Origin of the sequence: Sporosarcina thermotolerans (assembly GCF_030067815.1) — a bacterium.
Lineage (GTDB): Bacteria > Bacillota > Bacilli > Bacillales_A > Planococcaceae > Sporosarcina > Sporosarcina thermotolerans.
The window spans coordinates 2,460,114-2,482,794 of the sequence record NZ_CP125968.1; the positions used below are offsets into that span (position 1 = coordinate 2,460,114).

Here is a 22,681-nt window from a genome sequence, read left to right on the forward strand (position 1 = left end):
CACCTTTAAAGTTTATGATTAGACGTAAATAATTATTTGAAAGTTACAAAATTAGTTCGGCTATTCTGCCGCGTTAGTTCAACAAGAAGGCAAGGATGCCATACGGCCCCTAATCATCCACTATTGCACCCATTAGTTTAAGAACCTGAACTTACTTTTAAACTTTCTAGTGAATCGGTCACTGACTTCCATGCCGATGATGACGGATCAATAACCATAAAATGTTCCACGTCTGGAAGTACCACCAAACGAACTTTATCGCCCTGTTCAATAGCCCTACGATGATACTCAATACTCAAATCAACTGGAACATGACGATCTAATTCACCATGAATCAATATTTGTTCGACATTCAAAGGCAACAATTCTATCGGTGAAGCTAACCTATAACGTTCAGATACTTCTTGTGGTGATCCACCAATAAATGAAGCTACTGGACTAGTCATCCCTTTTTCTTCATGGATTTCCCACATCTTTCTCAAATCTAAAACCCCTGCCAAACTTATTACACTCCGTATAGGAATAAGAAGAGTATTACCTATCCCGTCCGTTTGAACTTTGTTATACCGAGATGCCAACCAAAGAGCCAAGTGTCCCCCTGCTGAATGCCCAAGGATAACCACCCGCGAGAGGTCGAGCTTAAAGCGTTCCTGAAGTTGAGTGAGGTGGTTTACAGCATCAATAACATCAATAAATGTTCCTGACCAACCTCCACCATCTTCTCCGACTCGACGATATTCAATATTCCAAGTAGCATAACCACGACGAGTCAAATCTTCATCAAGTGGTGTATTTTCTTCAAGTCCGTATTTTGATTGCCAAAAACCACCATGAATTGTAACAACTACTGGACTAAGTCCAGGAATATCTGGTATACGCAATACACCGAATTGGGACGGGTGATCTCCATAAGGTATATGAAAAACTTTTGTCAATATAAAAACTCCCTTCCAACGCCACCACTTTAATTCAACAAGAAGAACCCACTACTCCTCTTTATTGAGTATCCTGCTCCGTTAGTGAAAATACTCCATATGACTATACTTCTATTAAGTTGGCAATAATCCCTTTAATATTACTCTCTTAGGGGAATGGAATTGTTATTGTCAAAAGCATGGTCTTCGTTTGAAGCTGATAAACGGATAGAGGGTTTTTCACCACAATCGTTGAAGGCCTATCAATTACAGTCTACGATACTAATCAGTTATTTTAAGGATGTAGAGATGGACTTGCTGAATACGAATAAACTGAAGGAATATCTTGCCGTATCGTGTAAGCATTTAAAACCAGCCAGTCTTGCACATCATATCCGATTTCTGAAATCTTTTTTTCGTTGGTCTCATGAAGAAGGCTACCTGAGTAAGAATCCAACTTCCAAGATTAAAGAACCCAAAGTCGGTAAGCATATACCTAACCATTTAACCGAAAGAGAGATTGAACACCTTCGTGAATCCTGTCATACCCCAATAGAAAAAGTGATTTTTGAATTCATGTTTTCTACCGGTTGTCGAATTGGAGAAATAGTTGCCTTAGAAAAGAACAATATTAATTGGACCAACCAATCCGCGATTGTTAGAGGAAAAGGGGATAAGAAAGGGAAGTTTATTTCAATACACGTTGCATCATATGGCTTAAACGATATCTTGAAAGCCGGAATGACAATAATCCTGCCATCTTTGTGACAGCACGGCAGCCACAAAAAATGAGTGTCGCCCAAATGCGATACATCATCAAGCGAATTTCTAATCGTGCCGAAATCAACAAAGAGATTCATCCACACCAACTTAGACACAGCTATGCAACTCATTTATTGAATAATGGAGCTCCTATTGAAGTCATACAAAGTCTTTTGGGACATGAGAAAAGTGAAACTACAAGGATATACGCTGAATTAAGCGGAAGGCTAAGGAAAGAGTATTATCAGAAGTACTTTTAAATGTAAGGAGCCACGTCTTAACAGACATGGCTCTACTTGACTAAAGCACTCCGTTAGTAAAAAAATCAGAAACGCTTACATAACAATCGTGCCTGATTATGGAAGTTCATAGTCTATTCAACTTACACTACCTAATATTAAAATAAGCTATTTGGAATATTTTTTTCCGGAATTATCAAATCGGAAAATAGTCTGTTGTCCATTAAACGTTTCCCCGTTTGTTTCAGTGTAGACTCCATTAGTGTAATTTGATAGTGACCTCCTCCAAAATTTTTTTCCAGCAATGTTTTTCTCTAATGGGTTAGTAAACAACTCCCAATTCCCTTTAAATTGGTCAAATACTATATTTGCTGCTCTTTCAGCAATACCTTTCCCTCTTAATGATTGAATTAAAAAGAACTCATTTACAAAATAGTCAATTCCTTCATTACAATGTGGTGGGGTTGCTATTAGGATAAACCCTGCTGGAATCCCATCTACTAAAATTACATAGGGGAATAAAACTTCTGGCTTTTCCCACCAAATATTTTGAACTTCATACTGATCATTTAATGTTCGAAAATCGTCACTATCCTCATATATCCCGTGAACATTGGGGTTCTACCATAATGTCCAGAAAGGTCATATAGGTATAAAGGATATAAGTTTTTTATAATATATGCTTCACTTTTATCTGTTAAACGAACATCAATTTTCATAGGCTTCTCCTTTAAAATAGTATTTGTATATGCTGTAATTGTAATAAGAGTAGGCCGATGAATATATATTATAAACGATTATAAAACGTTCTTTACATAGAAAAGTCACATCAGATTTAGTCCAATGTGACATATAAAAACTATTCTTTTGAGTAAACAATTTTTTTAATACTATCGTGAGAAAGAAAGAATTGATTTGAAAGTTGTTCTATAGTTACCCCAACGGAAAAACGTTGTCGGATCTCAAGGTTTCTCTGTTTTAAGTAATTTTTACTCCCTGACCTTTCTCCCCATTTCTTTTGTAATCCCTTTGAAATAGGGACATAAACCATTTCTCCATTTACATACTTCTGTATCTCCTCCAGCAGTTCTTTTGGAAAGATACTTTTTGCATTTACATATTTCATGTTAGCCTCGCTCCTTAAAATAGAATAAATTTTCAAGGTAGCAAAGTCATTACTACAAACAAATTATCACTTTGCAGGCGGAAATCAATTTCTAGCCCTATACAAACAACCGCCGTTGTTCATAGTGCAAACTTTGCATAGAGCTGTTCTTTAACTTTCCCCTATTTACTGTCATAGCAATTCACCTTTCCGTCCTTATACAACTACAGTTAGATTTCTTTTAACCACTTCGGCAATAACTTACCGATATCCTTCAAAGTGTAAGACAAAATCCAAATTAGTTCATCTGGATAATGAAGAAAAATTCTCTTCCCATACTCCAATGCAATACCCAATTCATTCAGCAATATGGCCCGATTGTTGGACTCAAGTTAAATTACACTCTTAAACTTGCCCCTTTAGTTTAATAAGCACCAGTTAGAGCCGTCTATTCAGCCCAATGATCTTCAAGTAAAGCACCCCGTTAGTTTAATAAAAACAGAGACGCTTCTTAAACAATTGCGCCCGATTATGGAAATGGGTTCCATTTTCATATACTCAGACATATTTTTCTGGTATGTACAACCGCATATAAAGATAACCATCCTCCATATCGTCTGTTATTTCAAAGCCGATGTTGCTCCAAAATTTTTGTGCGGTTCTATTTTCTAGATTAACTGGTAAGGAGATCCTTCTTGCATTAAATTCTTTACACAAATATTCAATACAAAGCTTAGCCGCTGCTGATCCATAGCCTCTTTTTTGAAAACGGCTATCTATCATAAAATTTATGATTTGGGGGTTATTTTCGCCAATATACATTGAAACAAAACCCACCATCACATTATCGGCATAAATTGCAAAAGGGCGTGAATCATCATAAAATACCCACGCTTCGGCTAATGACCACGCTACAGAATCTACAAAGTCCACATTGGTATCAATTGTACGCAAGTTTAAACATTCTTCATAATTGTCACTATTAATTTTTCTTAACTCTAGCAAAGCAATATCACCTTCCAAACATAGTTATGACTGTTTAATGTATATAATTCAACTTTTGAAAAGTGGAATTAGCAAATAAATCTTAATACAACCTGGAAATCCTAGAACTTAATGCTCCAATTGATTTTGAATCAGTTCTCCTTGATAATAGTCATTGATATAGTCGCATTGCATCACTTTATTATTATAGCTCTATGCCACATAATGGCCCGATTGTTGAACACAGGTTAAACAACCATCTTCAACTAACCTGCCTCGTTAGTTCAAGAAGGATTTCCAAGTAGCGACACCTTACTAATAACTACTTCTCTGATGACTCTTTGTATTTCTTATGTTCTTCCCTAACAAAGACCATAGCCTTTTCAACAGTTAATATATTTTCCTTGTGCCAATTTTTACCCATTTCTCTTACCAACGGGTGAACCATTCCGATTCTACTAAAAATTTCAACATAGTCAAGTAATACATTTATTACGCCATCTTTTAATCCCAATAACTGCAAATCCTTAACAAGCTTTATATCATCCTCGGTAACCGTATCGTAGTGTTCTTTAATAAAATCTAAAGGTGTTGTAGATTTAACCTGTTTTGTATACCATTCCTGGGTGTCATTCCAGTTTTAGCTTTGAATTGTTGTTCGTTCCATTCCTCTACTGTCATCCCGTGTATTTCTTGAAATCTTTCTACAGGTGTCGTCCCATGTATTACTTTACGGTGTACTTTTTTCCTTCCTTTTTTATCTTTGGTCATTTATTCCCTCCTTAATATTCCATCTAATCTTCTTGTTCAACTAAACTGCTGTGTTAGTTGAATAATCCGTTTCACAATCTTCAATTTACTTTAACATAGATTTCTCATCTTTCTAAAATCTTTTTTTCCAATATCCAATTAGCGAGTGTTTGGCATTAACAAAGGCACATAAATTTATACGATGCTGCTATTTCTTGTGCCAATCAGGTCTAAGGTCACAAAATGACAATATAACTCGGGAAATGATTGATAACTGTGGGGAAATGAACGATAACCTGTGGAAATTGATTGATAACTGTTGGGAAATGATCGATTATCTATCCATATGCAATAAAAAAGGACCGCATAATGCTGCTAACATTGGGCGGTCTGATACTAACAGGTTCCTATCAATGGGGTCAGCATAAGGCGAAATAATCCATCCTATTAGAGCTAGCCACTCAAGGACGGATTATTTTTTATTGTGGAAGCTACTACCTTCTATTATAGAGTTTAATCTAATTGCCTTCCTCCATAGGTCTCTGCTATCCGCCCATAGAATCACCACTCTATTAATAAGAAAACCAATCACCAAAAAAGGTGACTGGTCCCACTCTTACTCCGTTCCTTTATCAAACATTCTCAGTAACGCCGTCATCACCTGTGCACGAGTCGCCTTCTCACTAAGTGAAAGTTCACCGTATTGGTTTCCTTTCATATAGCCAGCATTCACAATTCCTGCAACATGACCTCTTGCCCAAGTCGGTATTTCATTCGCATCTTTAAACTGAGCGAGCACAGCTGTATCGTTAGTTTCTAACTTTAAAGCTCTCGAAATCATCACCATCAATTGAAGTCTCGTAATCTCTGCCCCAGCTCTGAATGTTCCATCACCATACCCAGTGACTACGCCAAGGTCCATTGCTTCGTACACATACGGTCTTGCCCATTCCGGAATGCTCTTCCAATCTGTCGGAAGTTTACCCTTAGGCTGTTCTACTCCCTGATGTCCTAAAACCCGCATCAACATAATCGTATAGTGTAATCTCGTTGAATTCAGTTCAGGCTTAAATGTTCCATCTGCATATCCAGTCGTAATCCCTAATTCCAAGCCACGAAGAATATCTGCCTTAGCCCAATGCCCATCAACATCATTCACTACAGGAACTACTTCCGGTACTGCAAACGCAGCTACTACACCGATCATGTTAGAAGTTCCAACTAAATAGCCTTCCACTTCTGTCGACTCAATGCGCTGCCACGTCTTGCCATCCCATATGAATAACTGTTTCACAAATCCATTTGGAATGTTCGTTTCAAGCAATTTCACTTTCCATTCAATCGTAAACTTATCAACCCCATCGCCAATCCACTTTACTTCAAATGCATGACTTAACGAATAAATGGATGGTTTCTTTACGCTTCCGACAATTGGTTTCACATCAAATTTCAAATTGGAATTGCCTTCAAATTTAGCGTGAACAAAGAATACATCTTCATACTGCCCCTCTACCTCTTTAACCCCACTTTGAGGTGGGATTGGTGCTGGTGGTGGGTATGCTCGATTGACAACGACTTCATACTTTTTTACCACCGATCCATCGAAAGAAGCGACTTCGATTTTCACGGTATTTTTGCCATATTCGAGTTTTACCGTTTCTTTATCTCCGCTCACAACCGCCTTCCCATTAATTTTCACTGTAGCCTTTGCATCTGTCAAAATTGCGGTGAAATCAATAACACCAACATGCCTTCCAACACTCATCTCATATGCGAAAGTATCTGCAGAAAACGCAGGTTTAAGCGTTCCTTCCGATAATTCGAGATCCGCTAAATTCGCATTCGTGCCAGAATAAAGAATAATCGTATCGGAGAACACGACTTCATTACCTGCTGCATCGATTAGCCTCATATACACCGTTTTTGGCCCGTCTCCATGAATCAATTCCCATTCTTTCGTGCTTGCAAAATTTTCAAGCTCACTCCATGTTTCATGATCATTCGAAAACTGCATCTTGAGTGAAGTCGCATCGATTCCGCTTAAATCTAACACGACAGAAGGTACTTTTGTTTCACCAGCAACATTTCGAATTGAAATACTACCAGTAGGAGCTGTTTTGTCGATTGTAAATAAAACCGTCACACTGTTGCCATACGCATCCGTTATAATAAGTGTATACACTCCATCTTCGGTAACTTCAGTGCCACTAACAAATGCGACTCCATTTAACGTAGCCGAGACGCCAGCTCGATTATCTTCGAATCTGATTGTGACATTCGAGTTATAAATCGAACTATTTGTAACACCTGATACCGTTGGTGCTGTTTTATCGATACTGAAGTGAACCGTTGTCACATTCCCTGCTGCATCCGTAACGACGATTGTGTAATCACCCTCATCACGAACCACATTTCCGGAATCAAATGCTTCAACGTTCAACGTGGCAGTTCCTTCATTAAACGTAATCGTCACTTCAGAATTGTACTTGCCACCTTCTACTACGCCAGACACAACTGGTGCAACTGTATCTAACACAATCGTGTCACTAAAGACAGATTCATTTCCTGCGAGATCCGTTAACTTCATATAAACTGTTTTCGTTCCGTCACCACTCGCTAATGTCCATGCTTTACTTTCCACAAAGCCCTCTTCACTACTCCACGAAACGCCATCATTCGAAAACTGCACCGTAAACGCAAGACGATCTGCACCTGTTAATTGAAGGGTAACGTTAGGCGAATTCGAGTATGCGGCACCTTTTGAAATCACAATACTTCCTGTTGGGAATGTTTGATCAATCGTAAAGGTGACGGTGACACGATTTCCATAGGCATCTGTCACAATCAGTGTATACTCGCCATCCTTTTTGATTTCCGTTCCACTTATGAACGAAACACCATTTAAAGTCGCTACGACTCCCGGATTGTTATCCGTAAATATAGGTGTAACATTCGTATTATAGTACTGACCATTCGTCACGCCACTCAAAGTTGGAGGCGTTTGATCTATACTAAACTGAATCGATCTTACATTTCCTGCCGCATCCGTTACGACAAGCGTGTAATTCCCCTCGGCACTAACTCGACTTCCTGACTCAAACGCTGAGCCATTAAGAGTAGCCGTTCCTTCATTAAACGTAATCGTTACATCGGCATTATACTTACCATCATCTGTAACACCCATTACAACTGGCGCCACTGTATCCAAAATAATCGTGTCAGTAAAAATTGATTCATTTCCTGCAATATCCGTTAACTTCACGTAAACCGTTTTCGTCCCATCGCCACTACTTAATGTCCATGTTTTACTGTCCATAAAGTCTTCTACTGTACTCCACGTTATTCCATCATTCGAAAACTGAGCTTTGAAGGAATGAAGATCCGAGCTGGTTAACGATAAAGTGACTGTACCTGTATTTGTATAAGCAGCTCCACTTTCAATCGACACATTTCCAACTGGCGCTGTCTTATCAATCGTAAATGTAACCGTTACACTATTTCCATATGCATCCGTCACAATGAGTGTGTAATCGCCTTCCGCTGAAACGACTGTTCCACTAACAAACGGATTTCCATTTAACGTACCTACGACACCAGGATTATTATCACTAAAAATCGGTGTGACATCCGTATTGTAGTAACGTCCATCCGTTACCCCACTCACGATAGGTTTCGTTTTATCGATACTAAATTGAACCGTCGTCATGTTCCCTGCTGCATCCGTAATAACTAACGTATAATCTCCTTCAGCACTAACAACGCCTCCGGAAGTAAATGCTGCTCCATTTAACGTTGCAGTTCCTTCACTAAACGTAATCGTCACATCAACATTATACTTTCCGCCATCCACAACTCCTGATACAATTGGTGCAACCGTATCTAACACAATCGTGTCGTTATAGACAGATTCATTCCCAGCGAGATCCGTTAGCTTCATATAAACAGTCTTCGTTCCATCGCCACTACTTAATGTCCATGACTTACTTTCCACAAAGCTCTCGACTGCACTCCACGCTGTGCCATCATTTGAAAATTGAACACTTAAGGCATGCGTATCGAAAGCAGATAAAGTCAGCGTAACCGCTTCGGAATTCGTATAAGCTGCTCCACCTGAAATCACAATACTTCCAGTCGCCGCTGTCTTATCAATCGCGAACGTCACCGTAACACTATTTCCATACGCATCCGTAACGACAAGCGTGTAAACACCTTCAGCCGAAACAACCGTTCCACTGACAAACAGACTTCCATTTAACGTACCCGAAACCCCTGAACGATCGTCCTCAAAAATAGGTGTTACATTCGTGTTGTAATACGCTCCATTCGTTACCCCACTAACAGTTGGTGCTGTTTTATCGATACTGAAATGAATGTTCGTGACGTTTTCCGCGTAATCCGTTACGACTAACGTATAATCACCTTCAGCACTCACAACATCTCCGGAAGCAAACGCATCTCCATTCAACGTCGCTTTTCCTTCATTAAATGTGATCGTCACATTAGAGTTATATGCGCCACCATTCGTCACACCAGACACAACCGGTGCAGTCGTATCTAACGTAATCCAGATAGTATACACAGATGAATTCCCTGCAACGTCAACCATTCGAACATAAACCGTTTTCGTCCCGTCCCCACTTGTCAAAGTCCAATCTTTTCTGTTCGTAAAATCTTCTAATTCTGTCCATGTATCTCCATCATTCGAATATTGGACGTGAAATAAATAGTCATCATCACCCGTTAATATCAATTCTACCAATCTCGAATTTACAAGATAATCTTTTTTAATAAGATTAACGTTTCCAATAGGAGCCGTTTTGTCAATAACAAATTCCACCGTCACACTGTTTTCATACGCATCCGTTACAACAAGTGAATATTCACCTTCATCAGTAATCACTGTTCCACTACTAAATGGCACTCCATTCAGCGTACCAACAACACCCGCGTTGTCATCGATAAAAACTGGTTTGACGTTCGTATTGTAAAACTCTCCATGCGTTACACCGGTTACGGTCGGCGCTGTTTTATCAATACTAAATTGAACTGTCGTGGTACTTCCACCCGCATCCGTTACAACTAACGTATAGGAACCTTCTGCACTTACACGACTTCCGGAAGTAAATCGTGACCCATTTAGCGTCGCCGTTCCTTTGTCGAACGTAATCGTGACATCAGTATTATATTTTCCACCATCGAACACACCGGTTACGACTGGTGGAATTGCTAACAGAATTGAGTCACTGAAAATGACTTCATTACCAGCTGCATCAATTAACCTCATATAGACAGTTTTCTGGCCGTCCCCATCAGCCAATGTCCATTGCTTACTGTTTGAAAAATGTTCAACTCCACTCCAAATTTCCCTATCGTTTGAAAACTGCATATTTATATAATTATGAAAAAAATTTTCATCCGTTCCTGTCAACGAAAGCTGAACCTCTTTCGAATGCGTCACTGCCTCATCATTTGAAATGGCAATTGTTCCAACTGGTTTTGTCTTATCAATAACAAAAATAACATCCGTAGAGTTTCCTGCTTTATCGTAGACGTAAAAATAATGTTCACCCTCAGCACTAACAACAGTTCCGGATTTAAAATCGTAGTTATTATCTAACGTCGCAGTGCCTTCATTAAACTCTATCGTTACATCCCGATTATATATTCCAAAGTTCTCAACACCTGTTACAATAGGTGGAACCGTTTCGAGTTCAGTCGTGTCACTAAGAATAAAGGAATCTCCATTTTCAACAGTTATTCTAACATAAACCGTTTTAATACCATCCCCTCTTGGAATTTCCCAATAAAGTACAACGAAGTAATTGTCAAATAAATGATGAAAATCTAAATCATTTAGATCAACCCAATTTACCTTATCGTTCGACAGGTGAACTTGAAAGTTAGTGTAATTCTTCCAAACCTCTATTTCTACTGATATCAAATGAAACCTCGTTAAATCATTTACTCTCATCTTCCCATGTTCATCATCATTATAAATAACAAAATTAATTGTCACACTGTTTCCATACGCATCTGTTACGACAAGAGAATATTCACCTGTTGCACTAATCCTCGTTCCACTGCTAAACGGTTTCCCATTTAACGTCGCGAAAACTCCCGGGTTAGCATCGACAAAAACAGGCGTAGCTTCATATTTGTAATGTATTTCATCTTCAACACCACTTACAGTCGGTGCTGTTTTATCAATACTAAAGTGAATCGTCGTACTTCCACCCGCACCCGTTACGATTAACGCATATGAACCTTCTGCACTTACACGGCTTCCTGAAGTAAAAACAGCTCCATTTAGCGTCGCCGTTCCTTGATCAAACGTAATCGTGACATCGGTGTTATATTTCCCACCATCGACCACACCGGTTACGACTAGTGCTGTTGTATCTAACAAAATGGTGTCGCTAAAAATGGCTTCATTCCCAGCCGTATCAGTTAATTTCATATAAACAGTTTTCTCGCCATCCCCATCTACCAATGTCCATGACTTGCTATTTGAAAAAGGTTCACTGTCACTCCATGTTACGCCATCATTTGAAAACCTCATTTGAATCGGATCACTCTCCGGATCCGATGCATTAAGGTCTAATGTAACATCCGTAGAGCTCGTATAATCGGAGCCTCCATTGACTTGAATAGACCCAGTCGGTGGTTCATTCGATGAATAAGTAACTACTAATTTTGGAAATAAAGGATCTGGATCCGTATTCTCTTTTGCATATGACCGAATTCGCGCAAGTGCCGTTTCTGCTTCATTTCCTTTTAATACAAACGTCATATCACGATCTGTTTCACTCGTGTATGTCTCCACAAGGCTCGTCACGTCAAACGTCAAATACTCTCTGGGAATAATCTCTGAACTCTCTTTCCGAACATAAGCTGATTCATCCCAAGTTGGAAACACAGTGTCACTATCTAACATCGTGTTATCTTCCGAACCAAACACATTAATTTGCAAATCAGTACTGCTCGTTCTTGAAGAGACACCCAGCTTCAATTCATATTTGACAGGTGTTCCAGGTATGGACCCCAAGTTGAATCGTATGGCTTCTCGGCCGATAACGATATCGGTTCCTTCCCATAAATACCGTCCGATGGGGATATATCCCGCATCATGATCCATGACACCGAGTTCATTGTCCCACATCAAATCTGCCTGTGCGGGTAATTCAATGGTCTGAGTATCCCCTGCTGTCGTCCCCGCTGCATGAGCTCTCTCCACACCAACATATGGAAATATAACACTCACACATAACAAAACACTTAACAAAACAGCAATCTGTCTCATTTGTCCCCCCTTTCTCTCAATATCTATAAGTAAATGGCCAACATAACCATGAACTTCCCCTTTGTGCTACCCTCGCTGTGGATAAATACCTTGCAGCGCAATAATATAAATTATGCCAACATACGGCTGCATGTTATTGTGTGGCTGATTATTTCCTGTAGGTTGAATAGCTGCAGGATTCATCGGCAAATCAGCATTAGGTCCGTAAGCTTGCGCCCAATCAATCAAGTGAATCCAAGCGTAAACCAACCCGTGCAGCGGATAATCATCACAAAGTGCTCAAACAATCACAACTATAATGGACGATTGTATGTCCAACGTATTTACCGGATGGAGAACAATTAAGTGAATATCGTGTGGAACGGGAATTTTTGCCGATAGATGGAGTAAAAATACATGTATCGGATACAACAGAATTTACGTACAAGCAGATTACAAGCAACGAATTTATTAAATCACGTGTAGGTATAGCATACTAACTACTAGTGCCGTTAGGATTATTTCCGAAATCGGTGAAATTGATCGGTTTAATCATCCAAAGAAACTGGTTGCGTTCGCTGGAATAGATCCGACTATCTTTGAATCCGGCAGATTCAAAGGAACTGTAAACAGGATCACCAAAAGAGGATCAAGTAGACTTAGACATGCCCTATTCATGGCCGTCAAATGTGCAATCCGGGACGGCCGCAAAATGAAAACTACTGAAGAAGTTATCCCACGCAACAAGAAAATGCGGGCGTTCTACGATAAGAAACGTGAAGAAGGAAAACCCTATAAAGTAGCTGTCATTGCTTGTGCAAATAAGCTTTTACATTGGATTTATGCCCTGTTAAGAACCAATTCTACTTTGGTAGATAACGCATAAGAAGCAATAACCAAATAAAACAAAACCTTCCAATAGATTATGAGGAAGGTTATTTGGTATATCCTTTTTTAAGTATAATAATGTTTCATTAAAAAATGTTGACAAACTATTAGCTGGTTTAGTTTAAGTACGTTTATTCACAAACTTTGCTCTTTATTTGATTATTAACTGCAATGCTCTATTTTAAAACTGTCTCAGCTGGGTAAATGCTTCCCATTCATTATATTTCGTTGTTATTGATGAAATAAACCAATACTCTCTAAATGGTATAGATTCTTTTCTACCATAATAATCTTCTGCCCATTTACTAAATTCTGTGTAGATGTCTCTACATCGTAATTAACGGTATACCGCATTTTGGATTCGCTAAGCTTTTCTTCTTTGGTGAAACGAAAGTTATTAACCCAAGGGCTTGACTGCCCTGTTACCCAGCGTTTCCTCAAATTTACTCCTTGATTTTTCTTGAAGCGAAGGGGACAACATCGTATATTGAACGGCACCACTTCGATTATTCACGCCTAATATCCACAATTCAACTGCTTGTTTCGGTTCGCCTACGTGCAGACCACCTATAAAAGACTCTAACTGGAGTTCTAAAGGGGTGTATTGTTTTACTTCAGTAGATTTTTCCTCAAAAGAGGGAGGAGTATCGTTCAGTTGTGCATTTACTGTTCCATAGTACACCCCACAAATTAGTATACTAAATAAAACCAATAGTAGAGGTTTACTTTTATCCAATTACATCACCCTAAATTATATTTAGGTTTAGTTTGTCCTCTTCAGTTACAATCATTCCTTATTCAACTAACCTGCCCCGTTAGTTCAATAAGAATTAGCTACCCTTACAAGTTAGTTAAAGAAATTATATAAAGTAAAATCTTTATTTACTTATCTATATCGGTTTTCAATTGCTTGAATTCAGGGGTTCTCATTATCTTGCTAAAGAAAAGATCTTTTGCTTCTCTATACGCTTCCATCTCTAATCCTTCAAAGCTCCTTTTTAATTCATCATACTCTATTCTATACCGATCATTTTGCAGTAAAACATCTCGAAACTTCCAAAAAAAGTCTAGTTCCGAACCTTTAACAGTCAGTTGTATACCTAAAGGGGGAGTATTTGCATCGTCTTTAAATGCCCTAAACTCATTTGTTTTTACACTTCCCTCATTGGACTCATATAGGGTAGAGAGTGCTTCGACAGCTTGAGTAAACTGAACCTTGGAAACACGAATCTGAATATCTATATCTCCCTTGGTAAGACTGTTTGGTATAGCAGTACTACCAACGTGTTGTACATCAGCGTTTGGAATGAGATCTTGAATGAGTTCTTTTTGAGAGCTGAAAGTTTTCTCTGCATCACGTTTAAAAATTGTTTGATTATGAAAGTTTACTCTTTCCATTGGGTCCGCCCCTTTCTATTACTCTCCAGCATCTTTAGCAATTAAAATTAAATGCATAGGCAGTATTCTCCCCTTTTAGAGAGTTTCCTTCATTTTTGATTACATTACTGTAATCCATTTCCAAAAAGTATAAAGCTTTACTTAAAACATCATAGAAAAAAGTATCGAATTCAAGGTCTTTAAATAAATACACTTCAATTTGTTTTTCGTTATTTCGATAGGCCTCGAATATCCTGTGATTCCCATTGATACAATATAGTTTATTCTCCGTTAAATATTGACTTTGAAGTATCATGACAGGGTTCTTATGGTTAGTTTTAATATTACTAGTATCTGTATTTATATTACCTTCATCAACGGAAACTATAATTTCAAGCGGATCGAAAACAACAGGTTTAATACTTTCATTTTTTATAAGTGAAGTAGCACGATCTATATCAAAAGCGTACTCAAACACCCCTGTCGGGAACTCTGCATATAAGGAGAACGTCTCTTGCCCAATTGGATGGACTACTGGATAAAGTTCATGCCTAAGAGACTGGTTGACAATTTCGCTCCACTTAGAAGCAACTTCCGCTCCATAATTCGATTCATTTTCCATTTCTTTAATACGTCCGTAAAAGTGTTTAAAAGGTTTAAAATGCTGAGATTCCTCTTCATAATAATCAATTTTACTTTCAACCACAGTACTCATCTCCCACTATTACTTGGACGGATTATTGCCCACAAGTTAAACACCAATCTTTCACAGATCTGCTCCGTTAGTTAAATATGAATAAAGAGCCGTGTAGCAACTTCGATCTTCAAGTAAAGCACTCGTTTGTTGAAAAAACTAGATACTAACCTAATGCAGACCGAAAAGTACTTACTGACTGGCGGCATAAGGTATTAAATAATCCTTAAAGTAATGTAAAGGTCTTGATGTCTCATCTTTAATGTTACTTATGAAAACCGTTACTAATTGATACTCAGTAGCGACAATAATATACTGTCCCCCACGTCCGTATGCAAAAAAGATCGTACCTAATTGATTGTCGAATTGTTCATTCCACCAGTGATATGCGTATGAAGAAGTATCATTACTTTTGACTTTGGGACTTGTAGATTCCTCAATCCAATGAACGGGTACAATTTGTTTGGATTTCCATCGTCCATTACTCAAATACAGCGTACCAATTTTTAACATATCAGCCGTTTTCATTGTTAATCCGAATCCACCAATGGCTATTCCTTGGGCATCACGGTTCCACTTATAATCTGTAATTCCTAGAGGTGTAAATAAATGCTTTTTGGCGAAAACCTCTGTATTTAATCCAGTAGTCTTTTGTAAGATTGCACTTAATAATTGTGAAGAGCCACAACTGTAGACGAGTTCATTTCCAGGGGGATTATCAATGGGTTGCTGAAGCACAAAATTCACCCAATTTTTGCTCGGTATCATACCATTATTACCTGGCCAGTGTAACCCTGAAGTCATTGTTAGTAGGTGCTTGATTGTGATTTTCTGATTCTCGTTATCTTCATTAAATTCCGGAAAGTAATTACTTATTGGTGTGTTAACATTTTCGATATACCCTTTGTCAATTGCAATCCCGATCAGTGCGGATAAGATACTTTTTGTGACAGAATATATTTTGTGTTGTTTTTCTTTCATTTTATTGTTTCGATAGTATTCAAATATCACAGCATTATTCCTCTGGACAAGGACGCTATCAATTTTATCTTTTTTTAGTACATTTTCAAATTCGGTTAAGGATTTCATTGGCCCCGGAATCCCCCCTTATATATCTTTTGTCTTCTTTAATTTAGGTTTTAATGCAGATCCATTTTTAGCTCTTTAATAATATTTCTTTATTGAATTAAACTGATGCGTTAGTTGAATAAGAAATGAGCCCTCAAGCAGTTCAATGATCTTTAAGTAAAGCACCCGTTGAAGAAGGTTAGACGTTAAAATTACTTGTTTCAATAAGTATCCCTTCCTTATCAAGCCTTTTGTAATTGTAAGGAATATGGCTTAATTTCTCGTATTTTATTCCAAATTATATTTACAAAAGAAGAGGGTTCTTTTAAAAAATGTGTAGGAGATGCGCTTTCGTAACGAAAACATTCATTCGGGTATGTTTTTTCGAACCCAAATAATTTCAGTACATCTTCTTCGAATGCAATTCCACCGATTTTAAACTCATAAATGGAATACAATTCTTTAAAAAAACTTGTAAAGCCTGTAAATTCTTCTTTCATTATTCCAACTTGGTCACCTTCTCGTTCATCATTTTCATCTCCATAAAACCAAAAATTAACCATTAGTGCATTCGGAGAAACCACTTCTAATTGTAATGTCGCCTTACGTTTCCTTAATAAATAGACATATAATCTTAATCTTAATGAGTGCAAGTTAATGGTTTGCGGATTTTCTTCATCATAGGGATAACCTCTATTAAAAAAATCAATAATTTCATCAACGTTTTCGTCAACAATTTCAATTTTATTTGTAACCTTTGATAGATTATTAATAATATCCTGTACTGTTTTCGTTTTCTTTTCTTTAAGTTCCAATAAGAAACTAACTTCGAGGAAAGGACCTCCTTGCAACCATTGGGACCACTCCATCTACAATTCCTCCCAAATCATTGAATAAATATAAATTGCACATTCTATTTTCTTCTTCAACTAACCTGCTGCGTTAGTTTAAGTGTAAACCTTCACGAACTTGTTCTTATTTTAATTTATTTTAATAGCATTGTAATGTAAACTGAACTTTATCAAATTGCAAATTAGTTAGTGAGGTCTTATCTATACAAAAATAAATGATGCCTGAATCGCCCCAAAATAATTTTAAATCCTCTTCATCCGAATCAATCTGTAGAAGCAGAATGGCTTCTTCCGGTTTCAGATCAAACTCATCAAAAACATCATTTTGAATGCTAAATGGATACCCCAATAGGTAGTGCGCAGGATCGTTATTCGGTTGGATCAGTTCTTGCCTCATTACAAAATAGTTATCTTGTTCATCCTCACTAAACTCCATACCTTCTGGATACTTTGGCAATGTAAGGATGTTTGCGTATGTAATTTGAAATACAGGTATAGGGAAGTAATCTTCCGTCACTTCCGGGTATTCATTCCTCTTTAACTCTTTTTCTTCCCCGTCAAAGTATAAAACCCAAAGCAACCCTCATCTTCTTCGAATCCCCACGGCTGTGCTACAACATCATAAAATAGATAAAGGATACCATTAGTTGGTAGATGACTTTCCGTGTTATATGGATTTAGTTCCATTAAATTGAATTGCCCCAAAAAGAGAGCGAGCGATTCTTATAGCTTGGAAACGCCCAGTCTTCCGGCATATCTGGTAAACCACCAATTTTAGAGGAACCTAATGGTATTTGGTTATCCTCCATATTATGTTTGATGATTTTAATTGACGTTTTTGCGGCATTTAAAATAGCGGACTCTTTATGAAGTAAATCGTATTTTTGCAACAGCGTATGCAAATCTTGCATTTTCTTTACCTCCCTTTAATAATCGTCACTTTATGGAGAGTATTACGGCCATATCTTTACCCTTCGCTAATGCCGTCTATTGCTTCTTGTATTTCTTTTTCGAATGGAACATTATCTGAATTAAAATCTATTTCATGAACATAAAAAATTAGTATATTTCTCTTTTTGAAAGTACTGGCAGATACGAGTTCCATCGTCCCAGTCTTTTTATCAAATTCTTTCTCACCATTTTCACGACCATTTTCCGTTTTAAACTCAAAGATAAAAAATGGTTTCCCGCCTAACTCATACGTTCCTGGTTTCACATTTTCAAGCACTGAACCAAATACATTTTCAGGAAATTCAGCTTCTGCCAAATCAACACCTTTGCCTTGTAATGCTATGACTACTTCTTCCAGTGTAATATGGGAGCTGTCACTTACCTGTACAGATTGACAAGCAGCTAAAAACAACAGCAAACAAATACATATATATTTTCTTATTTCCTTCACCCTACCTTTGAAATTATTTTATTACCTTGCTTAACAGCTTCAGAACGAAAAAAAATCACTGCACCGAACAAACCGAAGATGAACATATAGTTAAAAATGCCAAACAGACCAATAGCGACAAGGCCCCCGAGAGTACCTAAACCACCAAGTATTAATACTTTTAACCAATTGGGGTATTTTTTGTCCGAGCTGAAAAGTCTATATACAACGAAATGGGAAACGCTCCAAACGCAAAGAACGGAAATGAATAAACCGCCACCACAATGACGGTTGGACCAATACTCCATGAGTCCTCAAATGATATTGCCGAATAAAATGCCAGTAAAAACCCGAATAGAACGGGAGATATTAATAGTGTTAATAAATAAATAGACGAACGGTCAAATATCTCTTTATAACTTGAAGTCAAAGGAAATCCCCCTTCCCTCCCAATAAATCAACAACATAGTTACCGATTCAATTAGTCGCTGAATTCATTGAACAGCACCTCTAATTCCCTTTCGTCATACATGACGCCACCGGCACTTTTAAATTTTTCAATCTGAATTGTCCCATCATCCATGAACTCAATTTCCCACCTCTGTCCAGGGACAGCTACCTCCACCATAATTGCCTCAGCCCTCACTTTTGATAATCGATAAAAAATCTTATTTTCCTCCAGCTTATTGAGGAAGTCGTTTAAGTTTAATGTTTTCATGATAATCACTTCCCAGTAAGATTTTAATAATACATGGTAGTTCACTCAAATCATTGACTATGAAATCTGCGTCAACATCTTCCCATTGAGGATCTTTTTTCCAAATCCCTTTCATGCCGATACTTCGAGCAGCCTTTACATCATTTGCAGGATGATCGCCGACAAATATACTTTGCTCAGGTGAAACATTTAGTTGTTTCAATGCTCTAAGGAAAATTTCAGGATCAGGTTTTTTTACACCTTCCCACTCAGAAACCAGGATTACATCAAAATATCGTTCAATGCCTAACGCTTTAATATTATCCATTTGAAATTGCCCAAATCCGTTTGTAATCATGCCTAAAAGGAATTTTTCGCTTTTTAAATCTTTCAACATCTGTATTAAGTTATCAAAAGGAACACAATTGAACCTGAAATTATCAATATAGTCTTGTAAAAGTTCCTCCCAAGTTATCTCTACAATTTCAAGTTCATAAATTAGTTGGCGGTATACCTTGTCTTTCCTTACATACCCACGCTCGTCAAGCTCAATAAATCTTTTAATGTATTGATCTTTCGATACATGACCAACATATCTCTTCAATCGTTCATACTGATTGTTTATGAAGCCGATTAAAGATTCATCGCGATTTAACAAAGTTCCGTCCAAATCAAATAGGACAGCTTTTATCATTTCCCCACTCCCTTAATTACCTCGTATATTAACTGTGAATGATTAAGAGATCAGACCACGTCCAATAAAGTTTGCAGAAACTGGCTTTTTCCCAATCTCCCTTGCCCATACTGATAATTGTCCGATATGGTGAATTTCATGTGCTATGATATGTCGCATAAGTTCCCCCCAGGTATCCGTTACAATCCTGCCATCTTGCAGGGTATCGTAAAATAGTTGACTTTCCATGCTGTTATCCCAGTTATTCACAAATTCCTCTACTTCCGAGCGAAATTCAGCATCCAGTTTTCGAACCTGATCCAAACTTTTATAGTCACCGAAATCTCCTTCAAAGTCTGATTTCCCTTGTAAAAGTGAATCCAGCTCCATTCCACATCGATTACATGGAAGAGTGTTTGCAGTATACTACCAACTCCACCAGTTCTTGTTCGCAGTAGTTCCTCTTCACTAACCTCTTCACACCATCGATACCATTCTTCCCTTACCATCCAGTTATATTTGAAAAATGTTTGCATGAACGTTTCCCCCAGTTCCAAGAATAAATATCATTACTAATTCTTACTAATTCGACAAACCCAAATAGATACCTTCTAAAACAAAAACATCTTCATATTGTATTAGATTTAATAGACAAATAAGCCAAATTCCATCCGATTCAGATTGGATTCGGCTTATGGTTTTCCATTGTTCCGAAAAGTTAACCTTGTCTTTGTTTATGTCGAAAGTTTTCGCAAATTACCATGACCTTACCGCGTCTTCTAATAACTTTACATTTTTCACAAATTGGTTTCACTGACGGTCTAACCTTCATTTGTAATCCCCAATTCAATAATGTTATCACTTCCCTTTTTATATTTCCCTAATCTTCTATTAACATGACAGCATACCATTCCAGAAATGGGATTAATTCACATGTGTTGAAAAAGATTTTTGAATCCATCATAACGCTGGGAGGTGATAAAAATGTCAAACAACAACAGAAACCAAAACAATAATCAAGACAAAAATCGTAACAACGATCAAAATAAAAATCAAAATGAAATGCGCACGGAATTCGGTCGAGAATTCGATTTTAATAATAACGATAAGAATAGAAAAAACGATAAGAATAACCAAAATGACGATGATTGTATCGACTGTTAAATCATATATTAAACAAAAAACGACAGAGTCGATTTCTGTCGTTTTTTCTTATTAACTCATCATAATACACAACAAATTCAACATAGATATCTTTGTTCCTCAATACTATCCTCTGTTGAGCGCCTCCACTTTTCTTCTTGATCAGGGCAATAATGATAATGGATTTCTTTTAGCTTTTCAATCCGCGTAGCTTCCACATATTCTTTTTGTTGCGTAGACAATATCCCCGCGCTTTAGCACACTACCATCCTTAATTTCTGCATCAACGACAGTGATCATATCGAATTCATTCTGCTGCAATTCCTTGATCAAATCCTCGGTTTCAGGATAATTCCCCCAAATAATATGCGATGTGTGCATGATTACACTCCCTTATTTTTCCTATCGTCTATTATAACAGAATACACCAGTTGTTTTCTGACTATTTACAGAAAAATAACTCAAAAAAATACACCTTCCTCATCGTAAAGAAGGTGTGAAAGGCTTCAATAGTTTTATTGGTGACTTTTAGGTGAAGTACTCCAGTTTTGCTTCCGGAAAGAATTTTTCCATATAAGCATAGAGATGACTTTTTATATCTTCTTCTTCATCTTTTTGATAAATGTATTTTCCGATTCCATATTTACCCCATTTGTATCTACGTTTTTCCTCATCTAATTCCAATTTTGTCATGGGATAATTTTTTTCTATAACTCGCTTTGCCGGTTTTGTAAAACGGTGTTGGATAAACTCAAAGGTAAGATCCTTTTTAGCCTCAGGTGGCAATTCTGCATCCAGACGTTCAAACATATGATAATATCCATCTTGCCAGCCCTCATGTAGATAAATAGGAGCAACAATAAAACCAAGAGGATATCCAGCCCGTGCAACCTTTCCCGCAGCCTCAATTCGTTTCGCTAAAGGTGAGGTCCCAGGTTCAAAATACTTGATGACATAATCAGCATTTACACTAAATCGAAAACGGGTTTTTCCATTATGCTTTGCATCTAATAAGTGATCAACATGATGGAATTTCGTGACAAAGCGTAGCTTCCCATATTCTGATTTTCCGAAATGCTCAATAGCCCGTTTCAATGTATGCGTCAAAGAATCGATACCAACAATATCGGATGTACAAGATGCTTCAAATCTTGTGAAATCTGGAGCTCGTTCAGCCATATATTGATCAGCGGCATCTAAGATTTCATCCACATTCACATATGTTCGAATGTAAGGTTTATTTCCCATCGTAGTTTGTAAATAGCAATAATGACAATGTCCCATACAACCTGTGGCGAACGGAATTGCATATTCCGCAGAAGGCTTTGACGTGTCAAATTTGAGTGTTTTTCTTATTCCAACTACAAGTGTAGATTTGGCAATTCGATATCGCTGAAAATCATTTTCACCAGGAAGATTTCTAACCTGGTTATGGGAGGTTGTGTATCGAATTTCAACGTCGGTTTTCTCGAATTTATCCAATAGTTCTTTGCCTAATGGATAATTGAGAGCATCCGGTTCAAAGTAAACAAGCTTAGGTGTAAACGGCTTATTCATCCAAACGACCTACTTCATTATCTCCTAAATAGTAATTATAAGCTTGGTTCGCATCCTCTTCTGAAGAATAAACGGCCATTTCATTGGATAATGGATAATAATCTTCATAAAGAAATAAAGCAAGTTTATCGGGTTCCTCGGGATGATTGACTACAGCAGCGGACTGTACATTTGCTACATCCTGAGTATGGGGATTTCGGTAAAAAACGTAGACAATATCCCCCGCCTTATAAGAATCGTTCGTTTCTGGCATTTCCTCACTCCTACTCCATTTTGCTATCCATTTTACTATGACCCATATCTTTGATAATAAACCTAA

The 22,681-nt window shown here is 37.6% G+C and carries 25 protein-coding genes and 4 pseudogenes; 4 read left to right on the forward strand and 25 right to left on the reverse strand.

Features of this window, described 5'->3' with window-relative positions:
- Positions 1–137: 137 nt before the first annotated feature.
- Positions 138–935 (reverse strand): alpha/beta hydrolase family protein, encoded by a 798-nt coding sequence (locus QNH10_RS13975; RefSeq protein WP_283732013.1) that lies wholly within the window; start codon positions 933–935, stop codon positions 138–140.
- Between the two features lie 162 nt (positions 936–1,097).
- Here QNH10_RS13975 and QNH10_RS13980 point away from each other — a divergent pair.
- A pseudogene (locus QNH10_RS13980) lies at positions 1,098–1,936 on the forward strand (tyrosine-type recombinase/integrase).
- Between the two features lie 147 nt (positions 1,937–2,083).
- Here QNH10_RS13980 and QNH10_RS13985 read toward each other — a convergent pair.
- The 7 genes from QNH10_RS13985 to QNH10_RS14015 all read right to left on the reverse strand — a co-directional run bounded on the left by QNH10_RS13985 (position 2,084) and on the right by QNH10_RS14015 (position 12,054).
- A complete protein-coding gene (locus tag QNH10_RS13985; protein WP_347178062.1) occupies positions 2,084–2,518 on the reverse strand; it encodes a GNAT family N-acetyltransferase in 435 nt (144 codons plus the stop codon).
- A 256-nt stretch (positions 2,519–2,774) separates the two neighbouring features.
- Positions 2,775–3,041 (reverse strand): CD3324 family protein, encoded by a 267-nt coding sequence (locus QNH10_RS13990; RefSeq protein WP_283732014.1) that lies wholly within the window; start codon positions 3,039–3,041, stop codon positions 2,775–2,777.
- Positions 3,042–3,250: 209 nt separating this feature from the next.
- Positions 3,251–3,388 carry a hypothetical protein gene (locus QNH10_RS13995; protein WP_283732015.1) on the reverse strand — a complete coding sequence of 46 codons (138 nt, stop codon included), beginning with the start codon at positions 3,386–3,388 and terminating at the stop codon, positions 3,251–3,253.
- A 190-nt stretch (positions 3,389–3,578) separates the two neighbouring features.
- Positions 3,579–4,025: a GNAT family N-acetyltransferase gene (locus tag QNH10_RS14000; protein ID WP_283732016.1), complete on the reverse strand. Its 447-nt coding sequence runs from the start codon at positions 4,023–4,025 to the stop codon at positions 3,579–3,581.
- A gap of 301 nt (positions 4,026–4,326) precedes the next feature.
- Complete coding sequence (locus tag QNH10_RS14005; RefSeq protein WP_283732017.1) at positions 4,327–4,518, reverse strand: hypothetical protein; 192 nt, start codon at positions 4,516–4,518, stop codon at positions 4,327–4,329.
- A gap of 68 nt (positions 4,519–4,586) precedes the next feature.
- Entirely contained in the window at positions 4,587–4,775 is a 189-nt protein-coding gene (locus tag QNH10_RS14010) for a hypothetical protein (protein WP_283732018.1), read from the reverse strand.
- Between the two features lie 595 nt (positions 4,776–5,370).
- Positions 5,371–12,054 (reverse strand): S-layer homology domain-containing protein, encoded by a 6,684-nt coding sequence (locus tag QNH10_RS14015; protein ID WP_283732019.1) that lies wholly within the window; start codon positions 12,052–12,054, stop codon positions 5,371–5,373.
- Between the two features lie 221 nt (positions 12,055–12,275).
- Here QNH10_RS14015 and QNH10_RS21220 point away from each other — a divergent pair.
- A pseudogene (locus QNH10_RS21220) lies at positions 12,276–12,533 on the forward strand (NAD(P)H-binding protein); the annotation flags it as partial.
- Between the two features lie 8 nt (positions 12,534–12,541).
- A pseudogene (locus tag QNH10_RS14020) lies at positions 12,542–12,919 on the forward strand (transposase); the annotation flags it as partial.
- A 399-nt stretch (positions 12,920–13,318) separates the two neighbouring features.
- Here the strand turns inward: QNH10_RS14020 and QNH10_RS14025 are convergent.
- From QNH10_RS14025 to rpmJ, 14 genes and pseudogenes are all read right to left on the reverse strand, one after another.
- Entirely contained in the window at positions 13,319–13,657 is a 339-nt protein-coding gene (locus tag QNH10_RS14025) for a hypothetical protein (protein ID WP_283732020.1), read from the reverse strand.
- A gap of 146 nt (positions 13,658–13,803) precedes the next feature.
- Entirely contained in the window at positions 13,804–14,319 is a 516-nt protein-coding gene (locus QNH10_RS14030; RefSeq protein ID WP_283732021.1) for a GrpB family protein, read from the reverse strand.
- A 34-nt stretch (positions 14,320–14,353) separates the two neighbouring features.
- Entirely contained in the window at positions 14,354–15,004 is a 651-nt protein-coding gene (locus tag QNH10_RS14035) for a hypothetical protein (RefSeq protein ID WP_283732022.1), read from the reverse strand.
- A 180-nt stretch (positions 15,005–15,184) separates the two neighbouring features.
- Entirely contained in the window at positions 15,185–16,081 is an 897-nt protein-coding gene (locus tag QNH10_RS14040) for a serine hydrolase domain-containing protein (RefSeq protein WP_283732023.1), read from the reverse strand.
- A gap of 221 nt (positions 16,082–16,302) precedes the next feature.
- Positions 16,303–16,929 carry a hypothetical protein gene (locus tag QNH10_RS14045; protein WP_283732024.1) on the reverse strand — a complete coding sequence of 209 codons (627 nt, stop codon included), beginning with the start codon at positions 16,927–16,929 and terminating at the stop codon, positions 16,303–16,305.
- 121 nt (positions 16,930–17,050) lie between these two features.
- Complete coding sequence (locus QNH10_RS14050; RefSeq protein ID WP_283732025.1) at positions 17,051–17,491, reverse strand: DUF1963 domain-containing protein; 441 nt, start codon at positions 17,489–17,491, stop codon at positions 17,051–17,053.
- On the reverse strand, positions 17,449–17,598 hold the full coding sequence (locus QNH10_RS21225; protein WP_430541066.1) for a hypothetical protein: 150 nt from the start codon (positions 17,596–17,598) through the stop codon (positions 17,449–17,451). Before QNH10_RS21225 ends, QNH10_RS14050 begins: the two co-directional genes overlap by 43 nt.
- Positions 17,598–17,822 (reverse strand): hypothetical protein, encoded by a 225-nt coding sequence (locus tag QNH10_RS14055; RefSeq protein WP_283732026.1) that lies wholly within the window; start codon positions 17,820–17,822, stop codon positions 17,598–17,600. Before QNH10_RS14055 ends, QNH10_RS21225 begins: the two co-directional genes overlap by 1 nt.
- A gap of 56 nt (positions 17,823–17,878) precedes the next feature.
- Entirely contained in the window at positions 17,879–18,313 is a 435-nt protein-coding gene (locus QNH10_RS14060) for a hypothetical protein (RefSeq protein WP_283732027.1), read from the reverse strand.
- Positions 18,314–18,473: 160 nt separating this feature from the next.
- Positions 18,474–18,722 (reverse strand): hypothetical protein, encoded by a 249-nt coding sequence (locus tag QNH10_RS14065; RefSeq protein WP_283732028.1) that lies wholly within the window; start codon positions 18,720–18,722, stop codon positions 18,474–18,476.
- A 51-nt stretch (positions 18,723–18,773) separates the two neighbouring features.
- Positions 18,774–19,010, reverse strand: a complete 237-nt coding sequence (locus QNH10_RS14070) for a hypothetical protein (RefSeq protein WP_283732029.1) — start codon at positions 19,008–19,010, stop codon at positions 18,774–18,776.
- Complete coding sequence (locus QNH10_RS14075; RefSeq protein WP_283732030.1) at positions 18,976–19,683, reverse strand: HAD family hydrolase; 708 nt, start codon at positions 19,681–19,683, stop codon at positions 18,976–18,978. Before QNH10_RS14075 ends, QNH10_RS14070 begins: the two co-directional genes overlap by 35 nt.
- Positions 19,684–19,725: 42 nt before the next feature.
- A pseudogene (locus QNH10_RS14080) lies at positions 19,726–20,198 on the reverse strand (DinB family protein).
- Positions 20,199–20,380: 182 nt separating this feature from the next.
- Positions 20,381–20,494, reverse strand: a complete 114-nt coding sequence (rpmJ, locus tag QNH10_RS14085; RefSeq protein WP_283732031.1) for a 50S ribosomal protein L36 — start codon at positions 20,492–20,494, stop codon at positions 20,381–20,383.
- Positions 20,495–20,646: 152 nt separating this feature from the next.
- Between rpmJ and QNH10_RS14090 the strand changes: the two genes are divergently transcribed.
- Positions 20,647–20,826 carry a hypothetical protein gene (locus QNH10_RS14090; RefSeq protein WP_283732032.1) on the forward strand — a complete coding sequence of 60 codons (180 nt, stop codon included), beginning with the start codon at positions 20,647–20,649 and terminating at the stop codon, positions 20,824–20,826.
- 177 nt (positions 20,827–21,003) lie between these two features.
- Here QNH10_RS14090 and QNH10_RS14095 read toward each other — a convergent pair whose 3' ends face one another.
- The 3 genes from QNH10_RS14095 to QNH10_RS14105 all read right to left on the reverse strand — a co-directional run bounded on the left by QNH10_RS14095 (position 21,004) and on the right by QNH10_RS14105 (position 22,615).
- Positions 21,004–21,186, reverse strand: a complete 183-nt coding sequence (locus QNH10_RS14095) for a hypothetical protein (protein ID WP_283732033.1) — start codon at positions 21,184–21,186, stop codon at positions 21,004–21,006.
- A 147-nt stretch (positions 21,187–21,333) separates the two neighbouring features.
- Positions 21,334–22,362 carry a spore photoproduct lyase gene (gene splB / locus QNH10_RS14100; protein ID WP_283732034.1) on the reverse strand — a complete coding sequence of 343 codons (1,029 nt, stop codon included), beginning with the start codon at positions 22,360–22,362 and terminating at the stop codon, positions 21,334–21,336.
- Positions 22,355–22,615: a transcriptional regulator SplA domain-containing protein gene (locus QNH10_RS14105; RefSeq protein WP_283732035.1), complete on the reverse strand. Its 261-nt coding sequence runs from the start codon at positions 22,613–22,615 to the stop codon at positions 22,355–22,357. Before QNH10_RS14105 ends, splB begins: the two co-directional genes overlap by 8 nt.
- Positions 22,616–22,681: the final 66 nt, after the last annotated feature.